The following is a 20,773-nucleotide window of genomic DNA, read 5'->3' as shown; positions in this document are numbered from 1 at the left end:
CATTTCACTTACGTCAGGAATACTGGATCGTATCTTTGGATGCCGTCGCTTTACGAAGCAGCCAGGTAACAAGCAGACAGATCAAGAGCAGGAAGAACCCTACAGCACTGCCGTAACCAAAGTCGAAGCTACGGAACGCCTGACGATACATATAGGAGGCCATCACTTCGCTGGAGCCATTCGGTCCGCCATCGGTCATCACGTAGATAAGGTCAAAATACTTGAGTGAGCCCACCACTGCCAGTACCACAGTCACCTTGATGACTTCTGTAATAAGGGGCAGCTTGATTCGAAAAGCGATCTGCCAAGGGCTTGCCCCATCAATCCGGGCTGCTTCCACCAGAGATTCCGGAATATTTTTGAGGGCCGCATAATAGATCAAAATATAGAAGCCTGCATACTGCCATAGAATCGGTACGAATAGTGCATACAACACCAGGGATGGCTCCGCCAGCCAGGCTGGCGGATTGCTAAAGCCGATCGCTTCCAGAAAGGTGTTCAGTACACCATTGCTGGGATGATAGATCTTCAGCCATAACTGGGCGATCGCGACCGAAGAGAGCAGCATCGGGATCAAATATATTTTGCGGAACAGATTGGCCCCCTTGATCTTGCCTGACAGCACCAGAGCAATCATCAGATAACCGATCAGACTCAGCGCAGAGAACAAAGCAAGCAAAAAAGTATGGTTCGCACTCTGCCAGAATGTTCCGTCCTGAAGCAGTCTGGTGTAATTATCCAATCCAATAAAGGTCATTGCACCGATCCCGTCCCATTGCATCAACCCATAATACCCGGTGAGCACGATCGGGATGTAGACCAAGACCAGCAGCAGAAGCAGTGCAGGAAGCACGTACAACGCAGCAACGAGACGGTTGGACATGACTTTGTCCATCACATTATCCTCCCTTCAAGCGTTCAAACGTGTGTACGTCAATTGCCTTTATCAATCGCAGCCTGATGATTCTTCACAAAGTCCTCCGGTGTTACCGCTTTGCCAAACAATGCCTGAATCATGTCAAGATGGGCCTGAGCGGCTGCCGGTTTCATCTGTACGTCTGCAAAGAGCGTAAGGCTGCTGGCCTGATTCAATTCGTTGAGCAGGTCAATGTAAAGCTGTGGCAGCTGTACTGCAGCTGTATCTACTTTGGTAGCCGGGATGACGCCTGCTTCAGTTACCGAACTTTCACCCCATTTTTCCACAAAGTATTGCACAAACTTCTGCGCTTCTTCCTTCACTTTGGAGTTCTGGGCCACGAACAACCCTACGCCTGGACCACCTACCCAGCTGTTAATGTCGCTCTTGCCATCTTCCATTGTTGGGAATTTGAAAAATCCGATCTTGTCTTTGAATTCCTGCGGGATGTCCGGGTTAGTCGTGAAGTTTGGTAGTTCCCAGGTACCCATCAGGTACATGGCAGCTTTTTCGTTCATGAATTCGGATTTACCCTCATCGTTAGACAACCCGTTGAAGCCTTTGTTGAAAGCATTCATATCCACCAGCTTTTGTACTTCAGCAGCAGCTTGAGTCAGAGCTGGATCATCAAACTTGCCGGAGCCATTGATGGCCTTTTCCAGTGCATCTCCACCTAACCGATTCGCCAGATACATATACCAGAGTGAGCCGGTCCAGCGGTCTTTATTGCCCAGTGCGATCGGCACCTCACCCTTCTCTGTCAGTGTCTTCAGCACACTCAGGAATTCATCGTATGTTGCTGGCGGCTGCAAGTTATATTTTGCAAAAATGGCTTTGTTATAATAAATGGGGGAGATATTCAACTCGATTGGTAACGCATATGTTTTGCCGTCTATGGCATAAGCTTCTGTTGTTCCGGCTATGAATTTGTCGCCCAGCGAGTCGCTCAGAAGATCATCGACCGGTGCGAACAGGTTCCCCTTCACATAAGGCTCCAGAAATCCAGCAGCCCAAGTTACACCCACATCGGGAAGTTCATTGGATGCAGACAGGATTTTCAATTTGTTCTTATATTGTTCATTCTCCAGCACTTCCTGCTTAATGGTTACATTCGGATGATCCGTCTGATACTGCTTGATGATATCGTTGACCAATTTGTTTTGCTGTGCGGAGCTGCCTGCTGGCCAGAGGTGCATAAACTTGAGGGTTACTTTCCCATCTGTGCCGTTGCTGCCTGTTTCCCCCTCTTCATCCGAACTTGAACTGTTACATCCGGATAAAATTACGGCGAGAACCAGCGTCCATGACAGAAGAATGGCCATCGTCTTTTTGCTCATAATCCCAACCCCCTTGGTTTTTTCGGTTAATGTAACCGCTTTAACCAAATTGTAGCACGGGCCTATTGCCTCTATAAGACCAGAACAATTTGGAAAAACTCCACTTTTTTGAGGTTATTTGTTATCTCGTTCAGATAGGGAATGTCGATATTTGCTTGGACTAAGCCCCTCAAGGCTTTTAAATACCGTTATAAAATACTTATCCGTCTGATAACCCACCTGTTCCGCAATCTCTGAGATTGGCATCGTTGTCTGCACAAGCAACTCCTTCGCGCGCTGAATGCGTTTGCGAGTAAGGTATTCACTAAAATTGATGCCGATCTGTTCCTTGAACAATACGCTGAAGTAACTGGAGTTGAGATGGAGTAAATCAGCGATTTCACGCATGGTCACATGTTCACCCAGATGAGCATCCACATAGGTCAAAGCTTCACTGATCTGGCTATTGAGCCTCTGTTCTCCGCGCTCCTTAACATCCAGCAGCTTGGGGTCAACCATTTCTTGCATCGTTTGAATACGTCGCTGTTGTTCGCTGAACTTTAGGGCTTTTTCGACGGTCTGCAGCAATTGTTCCTTATCTATCGGTTTCAACATATACTCCACAACACCCAACTTAATGGCCTGCTGGGCGTATTGAAAATCGGCATGTCCCGACATAATCAGGACAACAGGCTTGTTCGAAAAATGTTGAATGGCTTCAATCAGAGACAAGCCAGAGAATTCCGGCATGCGAACATCCGTTATTAACAGATCTGCCGGCTTTTTCTTGAGCCATTCCACGGCCTCGACGCCACTTTCTGCAGTCTGAATGTGATTTCGTCCTGCCGACCATCCTTCCAGTGTTTTGCGAATACCCTCTCTTGTACGCGGCTCATCATCCACGATAAGAATCGTTTTGTCATGAATCATATGCACCCTCCGTTCCCATGGGAATCTCAAAGCAAATGACAGTTCCTTCCCCAACCTTACTTGTTATGGAAAGCTTGCAACGTTCGCCAAGTTGGCTGCCAAAGTAAAGCTTCAGTCGTCGATGTACGTTGATTAGACCTACACCTGTCCCCTTCTTGGACACAGCCGGTCCGCCACGTAAAGCATGAATGACAGATTGTAACTGTAATTCATCCATACCGGGACCATCATCCCGAACCTCAATGCGAACCAGATTCTCCTCAGTCGAAGCATCCACATGGACGCTTATCTTTCCCGGGCCCAGTTTACTTTCAATCCCATGAAGAATCGCATTTTCGACCAAGGGCTGTATAAGAAGTTTCGGTATTGCGACCTTACGCACCGTATCACTCAGCTGAATCTCCCATTGCATTCTCTCTCCCAACCGCATCTGCATAATTTGAAGATAACGCTCGGCGTGTTCCAGCTCGTCGGCAATCGTAACCCATTCATCCTGTTGCGAACTGGAGATGATGTAGCGAAATAATCGGGACATCGCCACAACCATACGTGCCATCTCCTCGTCTCCCTTCTCCTCAAGGGACCAATAGAACGCCTCCAGGGTGTTGAATAGAAAATGGGGATTAATCTGAGACTGCAACGCCTTCAACTCGGCCCGGGACTGCATGACCTCCTTCTCATGAACCACACGGGTCAATTCATTCTGCCTGTAGACCATCTGGTTATACACGTTGTTGAGTTCATTGATCTCCAGCGTAGAGCTGACCATTAGATTAGGTCTCATTGCTCCCGGCTGTGCACTGCGCATGGCCCGCATCAGACGTATGAGCGGACGTGTAATCATTGTGGACAGAAAGAAGGACATGATAAGGAACAGAACAACACCAATCATTCCCGAGACGAGCAGCGCCGTTCTCAGGATGGATACACCTTCCGTTGTCTCTCGCAGCGGGGTTAGGACAGCAAGTGTCCATCCCGTTAACTCCGATTTTTGCCGGACGACGATATAGGATTCCTCCCCGTTCTGGACGACTGATCCACTGTCCAATATGGCTTTGGGATCGAGATTAATCTCCAGATCGGAAGTCACCACTTCGCCCGCCCCATCCAGGAGCATGATAGAGTCCTGCGAACCATCTGTCCCATTCGAATCATTGAGTTGAAAAAAACTGCGCTGCATCCGCACCACCACATAACCTCCATGTTCGAAAGAATGATCCAGCAGGTTGATCCGCCGAATAGCCAGGAGCACACCCGGATCTTCAGGGTCAGCGCCTGCCCATACCAGTCTGCCTTTTCCTTCATCCGCCAGGTTGATCCAGTTGCGCTCCACTCTGAGATCGAGGGATCGGTCATCCATCGGAAATATGCGGTTATAACCCGTAGTGTATATCTCCATACTTTGCGCTCCGTTGATGAAAGACTGATAACTGCCTGCAATCTGCAAGAGAGCTTGGCGCTGATTAAAGGTGGCCGGGTTGCCTTGTTTCTCATCGCTGAGCAGACGCTGCACGTATGAATCATCCGCCACCTGGGCGGTCAGCGAATTCACTTGTGCAATGAGTGCATCCAATCTGCCACTGGCTTGGACAGCGGTTTGGTGAATATGTTTCTCCGCATTGCTTTTCAGCAGAGCAGCTACCCGATCATAAGCCGATATGCCTGCGAGCAGCAGAACAACAAGCATCACCATAACAAAACCAATGAAGATCTGATTGCGAAGTGAGTTAAAATGTCCTTTTTTCCCGTGCAACTTCCCCATTCTCCTCTCTTTTTGGCATGTAAAAGAATCCACCACCTTACGCCCGTGCTCTTGAAGACTGGGTACAAACGATGCCGGATTTATCTACGTATTCAGTTCCCCTATATAAAATGAACGAAAGAATATTTACACTAGCCACTACGATGACAGAATAACCTTCCAATCGCTGTTATCCCCAGATTTTTTGATTCCCTTTTTAAAGGGGAAAATCCGGGGATAAAGGCGAAGCATATGCTTCCGATGCAGCTTTCTTTCAGAAAGCTTTTAGCTCCGCTTTTTCAGGTTATTTCTGCCCTCTCCGTTCTCGTGCAAATGTTTAGTTCAATTTATATAGTTAAAGCGCTTGCAAAATTGAACCTTAATCTTCTTCTCTTCTCGTCTTTGTTTACCGATTAAACTAACGACTAAAAAATAGCATAAATTTACAGGTTAATCAATCCTCCGAAGAGTTCCCAAACGTTAAATGAAAAGGATCAAAACAAAGAGAGGGGACTTTTAAAGTCCACCTCTCTTTGTTTTGATCCCTTCACACATATCCTTTTCTGTGACACATCTTCAGTTATTTCACAGACCCTTGGGTAACCCCGTTGATAATCCATTTCTGCGCAAACAGGTAGATGATAATCATCGGCAGCAACGCGAGCAAGTAGGATGCAAACGCAAGGTTAAACTCGGTATTAAACTGTCCTTGGAATACATACTGTACCAGCGGCAGCGTGTATTGTCCCGGATCACTGATAATAATGAGTGGCAGCAAGAAGTCGTTGTACGTCGACAGGCAAGTCAGAATACCAACTGTGGCACTGATGGGTGCCATGAGCGGGAAAATAATTTTCCAGAATGTGCCCCAGGTTGTTGCCCCATCCACAAACGCCGCTTCCTCCAGCGCTACCGGAATGGACCGGATATATCCAACGTACACAAATACGTTAAATGCCAGGCCATAAACCGTGTGAAGCAGGATCAGACCTACCAGATTTGTCATCTCCAGCGATGCGGTCAGTTTAACAATCGGCAGCATGATGATTGGGAACGGAATGAACATCGCGCTGACGAAGTAATAATACAGTCCTTTGAAAAACTTGCGTTTCTCCATATTCCGCGCAATCGCATAGGCCACCATCGAGTTACTGAGCAACGTCAAAAGCACGGTGGATGCGGTAACGATCGCACTGTTACGGAACGATTGGAAGAAGTTTGTCATGTCGATGGCCCTCGCGAAATTCTCCCAGTGAAGCGTTGTCGGAATGGCAAAGACCGATTGGGCCATCTGTTCCGGATTTTTCAAAGCAATCGTAACGGTCATATACAATGGGAACAGGATAAACAGGGTACCCAGCACAACGAGCAGCATAACGAGCCAATTGATTCGTGTACGGCTTCTCATTACAGATCCATCTCCCTTCTTTGCAGGAACCGGATTTGTAGAATTGAAATCACCGCAATAACGATGAAGTAAATAACCGAGTTCGCAGATTGATATGCATATTCGCCGCCTTCAAATCCACCGGTGTAGATCAGATGAGAGATGGACTGCGTCGCCCGTCCGGGACCACCGTTGGTCAAGGCTACGATTTGATCGAAGACCATGAGCGAGTTTTTCATCGCCAGCACCATATTAATGGTGAAGAAGGGGGCAATAAGTGGGAATGTAATGCTCCAGAATTCACGCCATTTGCCTGCACCGTCTAGGTTGGATGCCTCGTACAGTGTCGTTGGTATCGTTTGCAGACCAGCCAAATACAGAATCGTATTCAGGGCCACGGATTGCCATACTGCAACAATGACGATACCGATCCAAGCCAGACTCTCGCTGCCGAGAATGTTGGTGGATAGCGCATTGATGCCCAGATTTTGTCCCCAGGTCGGGAATACGTTGGAGAACAGGTAGTTAAATATGTAACCTACGATCAGCACACTCAGAATATTGGGCAGGAAATAGATACCGCGGAAAAAGTTACGGAACTTGATCTTGGCATTCAGCCCGAGTGCAATGAGTAAGCTCAGGATATTGGTCAGGATCGTCACCACGATCGCAAATTTGAACGTAAACCAGTAGGCATTACCTACATTGTCATCCTGGAACAAGTTGAAATAGTTTTTGAAACCAACAAAATCATACTCTTTCCCGAATCCGTTATAATTCGTAAATGAATAATAGATGCCCTGGAGGGCCGGCAGTGTCATAAATACAAAGAACAATACAACCGCCGGAACCGTCATCCAGTAATAAGGTGCGATACGCTTGTTCATACTCCATCCTCCTTCAGACAAGGCTTAGCGCCGATTGGCAACCTTGTCCCATTCTTTGTCGAGTGTATCTAGATAGTTGTCGATGTTTTGGTTCTGCAAAAAGGACTGTACGATGGAATTCAGCTGCACCGCAGCCGGAATATAGTGATCGGGAAAGTCAATAACTTTACCCTGCTCGATATAAGGCATCAATTCCTGTACGGCAGGATCATCCTGCTTCACGCCTTCTACCGCAGAGAACAGCGTTTGTTCGTCAATGTATCTTCCGATATTTTCAGGCTCTAATAGAAACGCAATAAACGTCTCCGCCTGCTCGCGATTAGGCGTGTCCTCCGCAATGGTAAACAGGGAGTCAATCCCGTTCACCAGCTTGATCTCGCTTGCATCGTTGCCTGTTGGGAATGGGAAGAAACCAATGTCAACATTCGGGTTCGCTTTGCGAATCTCCGAGATGGCCCAGGTTCCCTGGATGTACATGAAAGCTTCACCGTTAGCAAAGGCACGGTTACCGTCCGAATAAGCTTTACCAAAGTTATCGCCGTGACCGTATTTCATGAGTTCCAGCTGCTTCTCAGCTACCTCGCGGTACTTCTCCTTGAACGTCACTTTGTTATCGCGTCGCTCTTGGTAGAAATCAATACCAACCAGATTGGAGGCTAGTGCATTGAACGGCAGGCTCGTCTGCCAGTCATCCTTGTATGTGAAGTAAAATGGAATCTCACCTGCATCCTTAATCTTTTGGGCGGTTGCAATGAGTTCATCCCACGTCTTGGGCACGTCCAATCCCATTTCCTTAAACAGCGTTTTGTTGTACATGATGCCGTTTGCATTAGTCGCGTAAGGAATACCAGTCACTTCGTCCATGCCTGTGAGATCATTCAGCATTTGTATGTAGTTCGGATCAATCGTCTGGAGTAATGAGCTGTCCGTCAGATCGGTGAAAATATCACTCTGAGCCAGAATGGAATAGGTGTCGGTTGCACCCATGGCCATAATATCCGGTATATCATTTTTGACGACACGCGTCTTCAGTACTGTCTCCGCATCTGGCGGATTCACCTGTGTCACTTGGATATCGTCATGCTCCGCGTTGAACGTCTTGATCAATTCATCAAAGGTTGTTTTGGCTTCAGGCTTGTTCTGGAAAAATTCAATCTGCACTTTGCCATTCGCGCTATCTCCACTGGTACAGGAAGATAAAAGTACAGCCATCATTCCACACAGCAACATTGTCCCGAGAGCCTTGGTAAGCGTTGTTCTCATGTTGTACCTCCCTCAGCTTAATAAATTGAACTAATGTGATTTACACAGTGTCACTCCGATTGCAGTACCATCTTCCGATCGTTGTTATCCCCAGATTTTTTTGATTCCCTTCCTCAAAGGGAAAATCCGGTTTTAGCGTATGCTTTCGAAGCAGCTTTCTTTCAGAAAGCTTTTAGCTGCGCTTCTTCAGATTGGTTCTGCACTCTCCGTGTTCGTGTATATCTTAGTTTCACTTTATATACGTAAAGATTTACCCATTCAAATGGTGAAATAACCATTTGGTTAATCCTTCCAAACCGACTTCAATCTGAATGGATGATATAGGTCTTTATTATTTCTAAAACGGTTTCGGTAAAAATGAATCACGGCAGTTCTTCCCATGACCCGAATTGGGCATAACAAAAAGGACACTGGATGATATCCAATGTCCCTCATTTAATATGCTTATATTCAGCCACTGTAACGCTTTTAACCAACCTATTACGAACGCTCAACCTTCGGCAGTGCATTGCGTAAACGCTTGGCTCGATAACTCTGATATGCACGAATCAACATGCCGATGATGATCATGACCACACCGATGTTAATTGCGACATCAGCGAGATTCAAAATCCCGCGTCCTGACGGAAACACGAGGAAATCCGTTACCCGGGCATAGATAAATCGATCGATCGCATTACCTAAAGCCCCACCGACCATAAAACCCGCGCCAGCTTGCATCCAGAAACCGCGAATCTCACCTTTACTCCGATAATACAACATACCTGCTATGAACAGAACAGCAATCACACCGAACAGACGCGCATTTCCCTGAAACATGCTGCCCGCCATTCCACTGTTCTCGTAATGCTGTAACTGCATGCCCGAGTCACCCAGTCTCATGACGTCGCCAACTTCCATATACATCCTCACTGCAATCTTGGTTCCCTGGTCCACCAAAGTCACCAGCAGTGCTACAAAATAAAACAGCATCGTGCTTCTCCTCCTGCCTACGTAGCAATAACTTATTTTAACTTTAAGAGTTATGTATATTAGGTTCCCTTCACTTTAACACAGCCGATGTACGGTCTCCAAATGAACGGTCTTTAACCACGCAAATAACGTCCACTAACATCGTTCAGACTGCATCCAGAAGGGACTACACCAATCCATGTCGAATGTAGACATCAATCATATACGTAAAGGGGATGCCTGTAATTTGAATCTGACCATGACAGAGAAATTAAAGGAAATGCAACAGGAAGAAACGGACTTGGTATTTGACACATTTGATTCTGAAACAGCACTCCAACTTGGCCTGCATCTGGTCGAAGAAGCGAAGCGTCGCTCCCAAGCCGTGACCATCGACATCACCCTGGAGGGGCATCGCCTCTTTTTGCATGCGATGGAAGGCACTCATCCCGACAACGAAGACTGGATTCGACGCAAGAACAACGTGGTGAATCATTTCTCTTCCAGCTCTTGGCATACAGCTCTGCGGTTGAGAAGCGAAAATCAGACACTTGAGCAAGACTTCAATCTGCCTGCATCGGATTATGTCCTGGCTGGAGGGGCTTTCCCGCTGATTCTGAAAAATGAGGGACAGGTCGGCACCATTACGGTATCAGGTCTGCCTGATGAGGAAGACCATGATCTGGTCACGACAGGCATTCGCTCGTTTTTGTTGCAGCAAGATTAGATTAAAATGGGCATAAAAAAATCCGTACCTGGGATAGGCACGGATTTTCTTCTTTTTCCTGTAGTTAAATTCCTGCGTTTATTGGATCGCCGAGAGAACGTCCAGCAGCATGGATTTGAACTTGGGCTGATCGATGGCTTCACAGACACGTACATTCGGCTCTTTGCCAAAACGTCCGTTGATATCGACCACGCTATATCCACGTGTCAGTTCTCCTGCCGCTTCCACATCCACATAATATTGACCCGACTTGGTCATGATGGATTCATCCGCCGCTACAGCCATCAACAACGTATCAGGATGAGTGGTGCCATTGAGTTTATGTACCGACTTGTTGAACTGCATAACCACTTTGTTGATTGCAGTGAAGAAATCGGCACCCGATGTACCCAGAGCCGCAATCTCTGCATGATCGTCATCGTCCATCACTGAATATTGCGTGCACATCTCCCAACCAACCATCGTGATTGGAATGCCTGCATGCAGTACAATTTTCGCTGCTTCCGGGTCCACGTAGAAGTTATACTCCGCCGCCGGTGTAATATTGCCCAGTGCATTATTCGTTCCGCCCATGATGTACAGGTGAGCAATCTCCGGAATAATCGTTGGGTCTTTCTGGATCGCCATCGCAATATTGGTCAGCGGGGCAATCGCCAGAAGTTCAATTTCACCTGGATGTGCATGCACCTTCTCAATGATAAAATCAACCGCATGCCCGCTCTCGGGACGCTGATCCGCCTTCGGGAAATGCGCGCCGCCCATGCCATCATCGCCATGCACGTCTTCCACTGTGCGGTGCTGAGCTTTACCGTAGGCCATTAGCGGACGCTCGCAACCTTTATACACAGGCACCTTGCCGCCATGTCCAGCAACCTGTACTGTGTACAGAGCATTTTCAACCTCTTGGTCGAATTGTACGTTACCGCCCGTAATGGTGATGCCTTCTACCTGAAAGTGATGCAATGCCGTCAGGATCGCAATCGTATCGTCTCCTGCTGTATCTGTATCGATGATGACTCTTCTCATGATGCCGCGCTCCTTCTTCCGTTTGATAGTAAACTCCATAAAACACTATGTCTTATTTTACATCAAAAACGTACCAATGACGATGGAAACGCCGATGATAATCGAACGCAGCAGCTGTGCTACCGCCATATTACCTCGTGCAATTTCGTCACACACCCGCATTTTTGGAATCAGGAAATCAAATATAATATAGACCAGGCACAGCACAATAATTCCAAACGCCGACCACAGCAGCATATCCAACCACGAATGCGTCGAGAAAGATACCATGCCCACAATAATACACAGTCCCAGCAATTTGCTGCCCATGTACATGCCTGCCGCCTCGTTACCTTTGGCGATTTCCTCACTATCGTTATACCGGGTCAATTTGCTAAAAGCGAAATATCCACATACCAATACCACCAGCAGAATGCCTACACCCACCGCCACATTCACGAGGTTTAATCCCAAGTTTTCCATTCCTTCTCCTCCTCATCATTCATCCGTTCACTAACCGTAGCCGCGCAATAATAGGCCATATCTCCGGTTACTTTCTCCCCGACCCGTGGTAGTATCCCAGCCAAACGCCCACCGATAACAAACACTCCTGTAAGCAGATAACCGTTGTATACTCCAGCTTCCGTCTCGATCACGACCTGTTCCATCGGAACCAGCTGCTGATAGATTTTGGGTTGGTTTTCGTAATAAGCTGTAATTTCTTCATCCTCGTCTGTTGCCGCAGTTGCAAGATTGGATTCCAGCGCCTCGTTAAGAGGATGCTCCATATCCTGCTTTCCAAAGGCATTGTCCGTTCCTCCATCCAGCAAAAGAGTTCCTCTGCCTTCGCGCCCCCAATAGCTTTTGGCTACATATGGTATGCCGTTCAGCTCGAAGGGCTCAGCCGAAAAATAGGTGGGCAGCAGATATCGGGAAATTACGTCCATCTCTGCTTCATCAAAGAGGGTAAACCCGCAATATTCCGGGGTTTGCTCGTTCCGCTCGTAGAGCGACCAGATTGCCGCCATGAAGCCTTTACTCTGCATCAGTACATGCTGAACGGGATTCATCAGGCCCAGTCGTCCTTCACGTACAAGTTCAAGCAGTGCAGCACCAATGTCCACCCCTGTCGTCTCATCCCGATCATCGATCAGATACTCCAGTGGATAAAGGCGATACAGTAGATTAATCTCCCGACCCTTATGGTAAAGCGCCTCCCCTGGAACAATCTCCAGTTCCTCAAGTGGAGCATAGAAAACTTCGTATCCCGCTTCCTGACAACGTCTCATCAGGTATTCCGTATTTGTTCGATCTTCGACATGTTCGCCAAAAGAAGTAAACGTCACGGGAACCTGCAATCCTTGGTTTGCATAGAATTCGAGCCATATCCTGAAACACTCCCGAATACGTGTATCCATCTCGGCAGATGGTGCAGTTAGCGTAGCATCCTCAGCAAGATCGACCAGAATACCTTCCAATGCAGCAGCCTCCGGTATACCCGTAGGAGTGTCCGTATTATTTTCAATACACTTGGGCCCAGCTTCTCCGATAATCCAATCCTGACGGGTAATGCCTCCAGTCACCATCTCCATACGTGCCGTCGGAATAAGCCCGGGATGGATACCCAACTGATGCTCCAAAAAAGAGTCCGGCATATATTGCTGGATAAATCGCATTACTTTACAGTAAATGCCGTCTACCGCCTCGGCTGCAATACGCAGCTCCTGTACCTCCGAGGGAGAATAGACCGTCAATGCAGGCACACAATATTGTTTCCCATACATTCGATGATATGGAATCTGTTGTTCCGTTTCACCCTGAAATACCTCTTCGTGACTTAACGGCAGTTGAACCACTTGCCTCATCCGGTTATCCTCCCGAGCTGCGGAAGAAGCTACCGAAGCCGCTTGATTTGGACTTGGATTTGCTATAGGAGCTGTTACTGTCCTTATTGCTTCGATACGACGACCCACCGTAGTAATAGTGCCCACTGCTGGAATCATATTCACATCCGGTATCATACTCCGGGTCACATTCATCATTGTTGCTGCCACAACCGGATAACACGGCAGGAACCGCCAGCATCAGGGAGAAAGCAACCAGCTTCGCTTTCGATCCGGGTTTGGATGCTTGCCCCCGCTCTTGGTCACTCATCACAGATCCACCTCTTTCATATAAAACAATACTTTCTTACGATCCGCATCTAGCACAGAATACAGGAACTCATACGTCTTGCCACCGCGAACCATGTAATGGTCCAGCAGTTGCTCGGCAAGCTCCATCGTATAGGTCGATGACGCTGAAAGCTCCAACTCCTGAAACGAACTTCCATTCCACAGCATATACTCTGCGCTGTACATGGAAGACATTTTGCACATCGCCAGCGCAGCATCCGCAATGGCTGCACCGTACTCATCCGGCATCTGTTGCTCATACGCCGTTACATATACTGCATGTTCCCGCCCATCCTGGCATTCATTGGACAGATGCGCCCAGAGTTTGTTTTTCACCAAGGTGGCATCCACCAGTTTGCGCATGAATAGTTCATCACGCGTGACTGAAGTCTGCTCCAGCACCCCTGTCTCCGCCTGTCGATCATCCGACCAACTCCGATACGTCAATGAATAATAGATACCGATAACCTCCCTTTTTGCGAGCTCTTAGGTGAGCCGTTTCAATTCATACAAACGTATTTAACGCATCAGAAGGAAAAAAGTTACACTAGTGAATCAATTTCATAGTACCTTTAGCTGCTTCAAATCAAGGCTAGACATAGATCAAAATGGTTTAATTTGTCTATGTCTAGTTACAAAACTCCATTTTTAATGAGTTATGAAATTGATTCTATTCACCATGACATGTAATAAAGAACATGTTGGCTACCTTCGTTCTCCGATTAACGAAGCAGGAAATAACATACTGTTTTCTACTTTTGTTTTGGTACGCAATCCAGTTCAAAAAGGCCGGAGAAGACTCTCCGACCGCACTTGTTTAATCTTATGCTCATACTATTCTGACTTATAACTCAGCCCACTGGGCCAAAACATCATTATATTCAGCGGACAATTGCTCCCGATCATTCCAGATTTGTTCCAGTTCAAGCGGATTGTTTTGCACAACTTCCAACTGTTGGTCCAGCACCTGAATCTGTGCCTCAAGACGAGCCAACGTCTGTTCCAGCTTCTCCGCAGATGGTTTGTTGCCATTGCCACTTCTATGTTTCGATGCAGCTGCTGCCGAAGAGGCCATCGCCTTACCTGATTCAGTTGAAGCTTCATAATAACGACTTCCTTCGGTAGCCGCAACAGTGGAACCGTTCATTGTCGAGTTTGTTTCTGGTTTCTTTCCTGATCTGGCAGTCCCGCCGGGCGCAGACGTTAACCCTGATTTCATCTCTGACTTGGCGTTCCCACGAGAAGAAACACCCACTCCTGCTGTAGCCTGAGTTGTCGCCGCCGCACGAGCTTGCAAATCAAGCTTCTTCTCACGATACGCCTCATAGTCTCCCAGATAAGCGGTCATCTGTCCGTCCTCCAGTTCCCAGACACGGGAAGCGAGGCGATTGACGAAGTACCGATCATGCGAGATGGCAAGTACGGTTCCTTCAAAATCAACCAGTGACTCTTCCAGCGCTTCTCTCGATGCGATATCCAGATGGTTGGTCGGCTCATCGAGCAGCAGTACATTGGGTTTGCGTTGCACCAGCAAAGCTAAACGCAGGCGCGTCCATTCCCCACCAGATAACTGTCCCACCGAGCGGAATACATCCGCTCCATAGAACAGGTATCGAGCCAGAATTCCGCGAGCCTCTCCCTCTTCCACGCCTGCTTCCAGACGGAAGTATTCAAGTACGTTCAGTTTCGGATTCGTGGGTTCCTCCTGTTGAGCCAGATACCCGACATCCACACGCGCCCCCCACTCCAGCTTGCCCGCATTGGGCTGCTCGTCACCAAGCAACAGCTTGAACAAGGTCGTCTTGCCGGAACCATTGCGGCCAATGAGTGCAATTTTATCTCCATATTCCAGCAGACCCGAGATTCCGCGCAGGATTTCACGCTCACCATAGCTCTTCTCGACCTGTTCCAATACCGCTACCCGTTTACCCGTTCGATCCGTAGGACGCACATCGAATTCGGCATTACGGCGCTCCAGTACAGGACGCTTCACCTGTTCCATCCGCTCCAGCGCCTTGCGCATAGAAGCGGCCCGCCGGAAGAACTTTTCATTGCCGCCAACTCGGCCCCACTCCTCCAGCTGGCGGATCGTTTCCTTCATTTTTTTGATAACCTTCTGCTGCTCTTTAAACTCCTCGAATTGCTGCAACAGCCGTTGTTCCTTCACTTTCATATATTCCGTATAACCGCCAGCAGATGTTTCTGCTTCTCCATCCTCCAGCTCCAGTGTTCGATTCACGACCCGATCCAGAAAATAACGATCATGCGAGATCAGGACAATGGTGCCGGGATATTCTCTTAAAAATCCTTCCAGCCACTCAACCCGCTCCAGATCAAGATGGTTTGTCGGCTCATCCAGCAATAACAGGTCGGGTCTTACGATTAGCTGTGAAGCAAGCACCACCCGAGTCTGCTCCCCACCAGACAGGGAACCAAAGCGCCAACCATAATGCACCTTGGCGATATCCAGACCGTCCGCCACCTGATCGATCCGGGCATCCATTTCGTATCCACCCTCACGCTCGAACTGGTCTTGCAGTGCCGCGTAGCGTTTCAGCAGGCGCTCCAATTGATTAGGGTCTGCTGCACATGCCGGATCGGACATCTGCTGCTCCATTTCCTTCATTTGCGTGCGACATATCATAAGCTCCTTGAATCCAAGACTCAGTACATCCAGTACGGTATGGTCATCCAATCCTTCTGGAACCTGAGCCACATATCCCATTCGTGTATCTTTTTTGATCATCAATTGCCCTTCATCTGGCTTGTTCAGTCTTGCCATCAGGCGCATAAGTGTGGTCTTGCCGCTTCCGTTGCGGCCGATCAGGGCGACTTTGTCACCTTCCATAATTTCAAACGTAATGCCGTCCAGCACCAGATGTGCTCCGTGGTATTGAGTCAGTTGTTGCGCGCTAATAATCATCATAATAAGGTTCCTCCTATGGTATGGAAGATCCTGACCGCAACACAAAAAGAGCCGCAGGAGGTTAGCTCCGCGGCCCTTCAGAATTCAAGCAATATCGCTTATCGTCCGAATGAGGTCAAGGCAGGCATCTTCTCGCAAATGTTAACTTCCGTATATTCAAAATTGGACAGACTTCTCCCGTTGGTCAGAAAAGTATGAACAATGCCAGCCATAGCAATCGGCAGCTGGCTAATACGGTTGTTAAGCATCTCGTGATTCACCTGTCTTCACCTCCCCTGTCATAATTAATGTCAATATATCACAGACGAATGCATTCCTGCAACCATCCCATCGCCCAATTCATCCTTACTCCACAGTAGCTACTGCTCTGATTAATCCCTGCCCCGTCGCCGAAGCATTACATCCCTGATCGCCACCGTAATAAGTGTTAACATTCCCGAGGTACCCAGTGATGCGCCAAGCAGGGCATATCCGATGCCGTTCCATCCGCCAATATTGATGCTGATCATGATTACAACGGCACCGCCAAGCAAGGCCACACATGGCAATATATATTGAACCCACGTCATTCGCCGTCCTTGCAACCGATAGATAAGCCATTCAATCAGCAGCTGCACCGCCCACATTCCCAATGTCCACATGATCAGTACTTCCATAAGGTTCCCCTCCTGTTGCTGGATGGATCAAGCCCTTTGTTACAGACATTACGTTACTTCAACCAATCCGAGAAAAAGTTCCGGTATCCTTCTTTCATCTTCGTACGCGAAAAAGCACCAAACGCATACTCACGGTTGTCTTCTGACACACTGCGCGGCGCAGCCGCAGCCATGTTCACCAGTTCAAACCAATTGTCCTCATTGCCTGCAAAGGCATGCGTGGATCGAATGTGTCCGTAACACGCGTGCTCCGGTTTCACGACCATTTTACCCATCGCCATCGCTTCCGTCAGCGGCATCCCAAACGTATCAAAGGCCGAACAGTTCCAATACACCTTGGATGAGTTCATCAAAGTAAATATCTCATCCTGCGTGAGCGCAAACTTCAGCTTCACATTGGCAGGAATGTCGTACTTCTTCATAGTTTCCTGATAGCGCACACCGCCGAACACCATATACACTTCCTTGTCCGGGTTCTGCCGGGCATATTCCAGGACCAGGTCAGGGCGACGGTTCGCCTCATCCCGACCGATCCAGAGCACCCGATTATGCACAACCTGACTTGGGTCATAGTGCCGGTTCGCCAGCTCTTCGCTAAAGCCAATCGGGATGACGTTCACGTCATGTACGCCGAAATTGCGACCCAGCTCTGTTTTCAAAAACTCCGTCTGCACAATTGCTTTATCCACCATCGTATAAAATGGCTTCATCATCTCATATCCCGTTAGCGCGGGATCGGGGAAACTGTGCGGGAACAATACACTCTTTGGTAAGAACATCTTCAAAAACGTAAACCCGGATACGGTGTAGATGACATGCTCTATATTTTGGCTATGAATCTGGTCCAGCACGATATCGTAGTTCACCAGGTCACCTTTCTCATGCTCATAACCCGGCAACCAGTCGTATCCGCTGACATGACGCTCCGGCGAGATGAACACGATATCCACGCCCAGCTCCAGACCAATCTGCTTCAGCCGATCCGCAAATACGCGTGGCCCCTGAGCTTCTGTAAATTGAATTTTACGCATAACAAGTCCGACTTTACGCAAAGCTTCTCACCCCTCATTTCTATTCCTCACCCATGTGCTTCATACACTGTTCCAGCGTCGCTGCCGTCTCATACCACTGGTTACTCAACTGTTTCTTCGGCCACACACATTCCTCACTTCTCAGGTCACCATCAATCAAACGCAGCATCCAGAGTGAGAATACAATAGCATAGGCATCGTACCATCCTGCAAAAGAAACCCGTTCAATCTGCATGCCCAGGCTCCCCAGTTTGTCCAAATACACATCTATAACTCGCTCTCGCAAAGCAGGCATAACCGTTCTGGGAAACAGCGGATGCGAGAGATCCACCAGATGAACTACGTCCCACAGCGGAGTATTCAGATGGGCATGCTCCCAGTCCAAGATGACCAGTCTGCCGGCCACCTCCGCCATGTTACCCGGATGCAAATCTCCGTGACACAAAACGGTTGGAAGTTCTTCCTCTGCCGTGAGGATCAACCTGGTGATCTTATCCCAATCGGATGCGGATAGCTGCATATCCAATCTGGATAACAGTTCATCGGTAGATTGCCTATGCATTTGCAACTCATCCAACATTGTGCGAATGGACGGTTTCTGACCCACGCGAGGCAGTTCGCTCCAATTCGTAACAGGCAATGCATGCCATGCTGCCATATGTGCCGCTGCGCCGAGCATCGTCGCTTCTTGCGAATCATGCACCAGTTGCCCCAGATCCTCGTAGATCATCCAGCTCTTTGCTGGAGCAATGGTAAGATCCGACGCTGCAATGAGTTGCGGATAGATTGGAGGTAGACCAGACATCACACGCTCGTACGTCCATCGTTCCCGTCCATGCTGCGCAGGATTCGTCAGTGGTTTGAAAATATAACTTTCACCGCTAGGAACAGCGAATCGCTCCACATATCGTCCGTTCATTCCTTTATACAACTGTTCACGGCTTGTTATATATTGATCATTCAGCATTCCTTCGGGCGTCACCCAGCTGTATGCATCCAACTCTTCGTTCACGCTACCCACCATCCATTTCGTTCTCCCTGCTACTCCGATTATGATTTCTATTCATCATACGTTGCCGCTCACAAGCCTGCAAGCTTTGGTCATAAGCGCTTATTCAGTGTCTCAATTCAAAGTTTCAAAATTGCTTATTGCATTTTGGTTAGTAATCACTTACTATACAATCATGAAGAACAAATCTCATGTGGATAGCAAAAAGAAAGATATCCTACAAGCGGCGATGCGCTTGTTCGCAACCAAAGGCGTTGACGGCATATCCGTCAAAGAGATCGGTGACGCCGCCGGAGTAACCGATGCGGCGATCTACAAACATTTTAAAAACAAAGATGCCGTTGCTCTGGAAGCCTTCACCCAATACTGCGCGGACTATACTGCACTGATTGACGGGTATGTTCGACAGGAAGGTCCGGTGTTGGAACGCTTCAAGCAACTGATTACCGAGGTTCTCCATCTGCATGATGAAGATCCCTACGGACTGCTGCTGATTTCACAGAATCATGAAATATTCATTGAAGCCGGAAGCAGCGAGGATTACCGTCAGCCATTGGATGCGTTAATGGATCTGATTGATCAGGGAATGATGCGGGGCGAACTGCCTCAGCAGGATTCACGGCTCACAGCCGTGCTGGTGATCGGTGCAATTACACGTATGGCGGTCTCCAGTATGCAAGGTGAACTACCGGAGCTGTTGGTACCTTATACGGGGGAAACGGTTCACCGTCTTGCATCGATGTTGGGGCACTTACCTCAGGAGTAACGATGGAAATGGGATGAAGCTAGAAATGGAGTAGCGGAGCGTAGGGAAAACGGCGTGAGCAACTACATTGTTTCCGAAGGAAACAACCTTCGTAAGTTTCCGCTTATTTCGGCTGAATCCCATCTTCGATGCGGATGATGCCGCTAGGCATGATTTGTAATCAAAAACGGACTCTTTGAACAACTTCTAAAAGAGAATCGTCAGCATACCATCAGGATATAAGAATGGATTACCGGGTCACACGTGACCTTTTCTTTTTGCACATGAGGTTAGTGTTCATTAACTAAAATAGTCAGGACGTGTCATCTTCCATGAAAAAAATATTAATTATTCAAGGCAATCCCGTCTCACCCAGTTATAACGGCTCAATCGCCGAGGCGTACCGCAAAGGTGCGGTGCAGGCTGGTGCCGACGTCCGCATGATCACCCTGAACGAGTTGGCGTTCAACATGAATCTGGAGGGAGGATATCGTAATAAACTTCCACTCGAACCGGATTTGCTACAAGCCCAAGAAGCGATCAAGTGGGCCGAGCATCTCGTATGGGTGTTCCCAATCTGGTGGGGAGGACCACCTGCCCTGCTGAAAGGTTTCGTTGACCGAATCTTCATGCCAGGTTATGCCTTCAAGTATCAAAAAGGAAAACCTTTCCCGGATCAGCTGCTCAAAGGCCGCACCGCCCGCATGATCACTACCATGGATGGCCCAAGCTGGTATTTCAAATGGTTCCAAGGTGAGCCCGCACATAAAATGATGAAAATCTCCACATTTGGACTCACCGGCATCAAACCTGTGCGGATAACAACTGTAGATCAAGTTGGTAAGAAGTCAGATGAACAGAGAAAGAATTGGCTGGATAAGATTGAACAGCTTGGGCGGAAGATGAGTTGACTAGTATAGCTACTTTAATTGCTAGTTCTAGATAAACAAAAAACAATATTTACTAGAGTATGTAGGCCTGCCTAGAGTATCTATTATAGACAGGCTGAACCCCTATTAAAAATATGATCATCCTTAAAGCTACTTTGGTGAAATTGTTTTATTTCTCACAAATATTTCACCCGAAACAAGGATTATTCTCAAAATGGA

The 20,773-nt window shown here is 48.0% G+C and carries 21 protein-coding genes; 3 read left to right on the top strand and 18 right to left on the bottom strand.

Going from position 1 to position 20,773, the window contains the following annotated elements:
• Positions 1-13: 13 nt before the first annotated feature.
• The 8 genes from QF041_RS22195 to lspA all read right to left on the bottom strand — a co-directional run bounded on the left by QF041_RS22195 (position 14) and on the right by lspA (position 9,412).
• The gene (locus tag QF041_RS22195) at positions 14-895 is read right to left on the bottom strand and encodes a carbohydrate ABC transporter permease (protein ID WP_307415700.1); all 882 of its coding nucleotides are present in this window, start codon (positions 893-895) and stop codon (positions 14-16) included.
• 38 nt (positions 896-933) lie between these two features.
• Positions 934-2,253: an extracellular solute-binding protein gene (locus QF041_RS22190; RefSeq protein WP_307415699.1), complete on the bottom strand. Its 1,320-nt coding sequence runs from the start codon at positions 2,251-2,253 to the stop codon at positions 934-936.
• A 114-nt stretch (positions 2,254-2,367) separates the two neighbouring features.
• Positions 2,368-3,162, bottom strand: coding sequence for a response regulator transcription factor (locus tag QF041_RS22185; RefSeq protein ID WP_133386227.1), 795 nt, complete (start codon positions 3,160-3,162; stop codon positions 2,368-2,370).
• Entirely contained in the window at positions 3,152-4,924 is a 1,773-nt protein-coding gene (locus QF041_RS22180) for a cache domain-containing sensor histidine kinase (RefSeq protein WP_307415698.1), read from the bottom strand. Before QF041_RS22180 ends, QF041_RS22185 begins: the two co-directional genes overlap by 11 nt.
• Positions 4,925-5,483: 559 nt before the next feature.
• Complete coding sequence (locus QF041_RS22175; protein WP_036606635.1) at positions 5,484-6,311, bottom strand: carbohydrate ABC transporter permease; 828 nt, start codon at positions 6,309-6,311, stop codon at positions 5,484-5,486.
• Positions 6,311-7,177: a carbohydrate ABC transporter permease gene (locus tag QF041_RS22170; RefSeq protein WP_307415697.1), complete on the bottom strand. Its 867-nt coding sequence runs from the start codon at positions 7,175-7,177 to the stop codon at positions 6,311-6,313. Before QF041_RS22170 ends, QF041_RS22175 begins: the two co-directional genes overlap by 1 nt.
• A gap of 24 nt (positions 7,178-7,201) precedes the next feature.
• Positions 7,202-8,392, bottom strand: a complete 1,191-nt coding sequence (locus tag QF041_RS22165) for an ABC transporter substrate-binding protein (RefSeq protein ID WP_373461404.1) — start codon at positions 8,390-8,392, stop codon at positions 7,202-7,204.
• A 528-nt stretch (positions 8,393-8,920) separates the two neighbouring features.
• Positions 8,921-9,412 (bottom strand): signal peptidase II, encoded by a 492-nt coding sequence (gene lspA, locus QF041_RS22160; RefSeq protein WP_133386230.1) that lies wholly within the window; start codon positions 9,410-9,412, stop codon positions 8,921-8,923.
• 226 nt (positions 9,413-9,638) lie between these two features.
• Between lspA and QF041_RS22155 the strand changes: the two genes are divergently transcribed.
• On the top strand, positions 9,639-10,118 hold the full coding sequence (locus QF041_RS22155) for a heme-degrading domain-containing protein (protein ID WP_307415695.1): 480 nt from the start codon (positions 9,639-9,641) through the stop codon (positions 10,116-10,118).
• A 78-nt stretch (positions 10,119-10,196) separates the two neighbouring features.
• On the opposite strand, the gene QF041_RS22150 is transcribed toward QF041_RS22155, so the two are convergent.
• The 10 genes from QF041_RS22150 to QF041_RS22105 all read right to left on the bottom strand — a co-directional run bounded on the left by QF041_RS22150 (position 10,197) and on the right by QF041_RS22105 (position 18,934).
• On the bottom strand, positions 10,197-11,144 hold the full coding sequence (locus QF041_RS22150) for a nucleoside hydrolase (RefSeq protein ID WP_307415694.1): 948 nt from the start codon (positions 11,142-11,144) through the stop codon (positions 10,197-10,199).
• 57 nt (positions 11,145-11,201) lie between these two features.
• Positions 11,202-11,606, bottom strand: a complete 405-nt coding sequence (locus QF041_RS22145) for a DUF350 domain-containing protein (RefSeq protein WP_017691702.1) — start codon at positions 11,604-11,606, stop codon at positions 11,202-11,204.
• Positions 11,588-12,988 (bottom strand): glutathionylspermidine synthase family protein, encoded by a 1,401-nt coding sequence (locus tag QF041_RS22140; RefSeq protein WP_307415693.1) that lies wholly within the window; start codon positions 12,986-12,988, stop codon positions 11,588-11,590. The genes QF041_RS22145 and QF041_RS22140 overlap by 19 nt, the downstream gene beginning before the upstream one ends.
• Before the next feature lie 4 nt (positions 12,989-12,992).
• Positions 12,993-13,277, bottom strand: coding sequence for a hypothetical protein (locus QF041_RS22135; RefSeq protein ID WP_036671603.1), 285 nt, complete (start codon positions 13,275-13,277; stop codon positions 12,993-12,995).
• Positions 13,277-13,744: a hypothetical protein gene (locus tag QF041_RS22130; RefSeq protein WP_307415692.1), complete on the bottom strand. Its 468-nt coding sequence runs from the start codon at positions 13,742-13,744 to the stop codon at positions 13,277-13,279. Before QF041_RS22130 ends, QF041_RS22135 begins: the two co-directional genes overlap by 1 nt.
• A gap of 397 nt (positions 13,745-14,141) precedes the next feature.
• Positions 14,142-16,223, bottom strand: coding sequence for a ribosomal protection-like ABC-F family protein (gene abc-f, locus QF041_RS22125; RefSeq protein WP_307415691.1), 2,082 nt, complete (start codon positions 16,221-16,223; stop codon positions 14,142-14,144).
• Positions 16,224-16,321: 98 nt separating this feature from the next.
• On the bottom strand, positions 16,322-16,483 hold the full coding sequence (locus QF041_RS22120) for a hypothetical protein (protein ID WP_017691697.1): 162 nt from the start codon (positions 16,481-16,483) through the stop codon (positions 16,322-16,324).
• A 111-nt stretch (positions 16,484-16,594) separates the two neighbouring features.
• Positions 16,595-16,879 (bottom strand): hypothetical protein, encoded by a 285-nt coding sequence (locus QF041_RS22115; protein WP_307415690.1) that lies wholly within the window; start codon positions 16,877-16,879, stop codon positions 16,595-16,597.
• 53 nt (positions 16,880-16,932) lie between these two features.
• Positions 16,933-17,931 (bottom strand): glycosyltransferase, encoded by a 999-nt coding sequence (locus tag QF041_RS22110; protein ID WP_145324768.1) that lies wholly within the window; start codon positions 17,929-17,931, stop codon positions 16,933-16,935.
• 19 nt (positions 17,932-17,950) lie between these two features.
• Positions 17,951-18,934, bottom strand: coding sequence for a phosphotransferase family protein (locus tag QF041_RS22105; RefSeq protein ID WP_307415688.1), 984 nt, complete (start codon positions 18,932-18,934; stop codon positions 17,951-17,953).
• Between the two features lie 160 nt (positions 18,935-19,094).
• Here QF041_RS22105 and QF041_RS22100 point away from each other — a divergent pair, with 160 nt between their 5' ends.
• Together QF041_RS22100 and QF041_RS22095 are read left to right on the top strand one after the other, a co-directional pair.
• The gene (locus QF041_RS22100) at positions 19,095-19,685 is read left to right on the top strand and encodes a TetR/AcrR family transcriptional regulator (RefSeq protein ID WP_307417032.1); all 591 of its coding nucleotides are present in this window, start codon (positions 19,095-19,097) and stop codon (positions 19,683-19,685) included.
• Positions 19,686-19,996: 311 nt separating this feature from the next.
• On the top strand, positions 19,997-20,575 hold the full coding sequence (locus QF041_RS22095) for an NAD(P)H-dependent oxidoreductase (protein ID WP_307415687.1): 579 nt from the start codon (positions 19,997-19,999) through the stop codon (positions 20,573-20,575).
• Positions 20,576-20,773 lie beyond the last annotated feature (198 nt).

This window comes from Paenibacillus sp. W2I17, assembly GCF_030815985.1.
GTDB lineage: Bacteria > Bacillota > Bacilli > Paenibacillales > Paenibacillaceae > Paenibacillus.
Note: the sequence above shows the minus strand (reverse complement) of the source record. Positions and strands in the feature narration are given on the sequence as shown.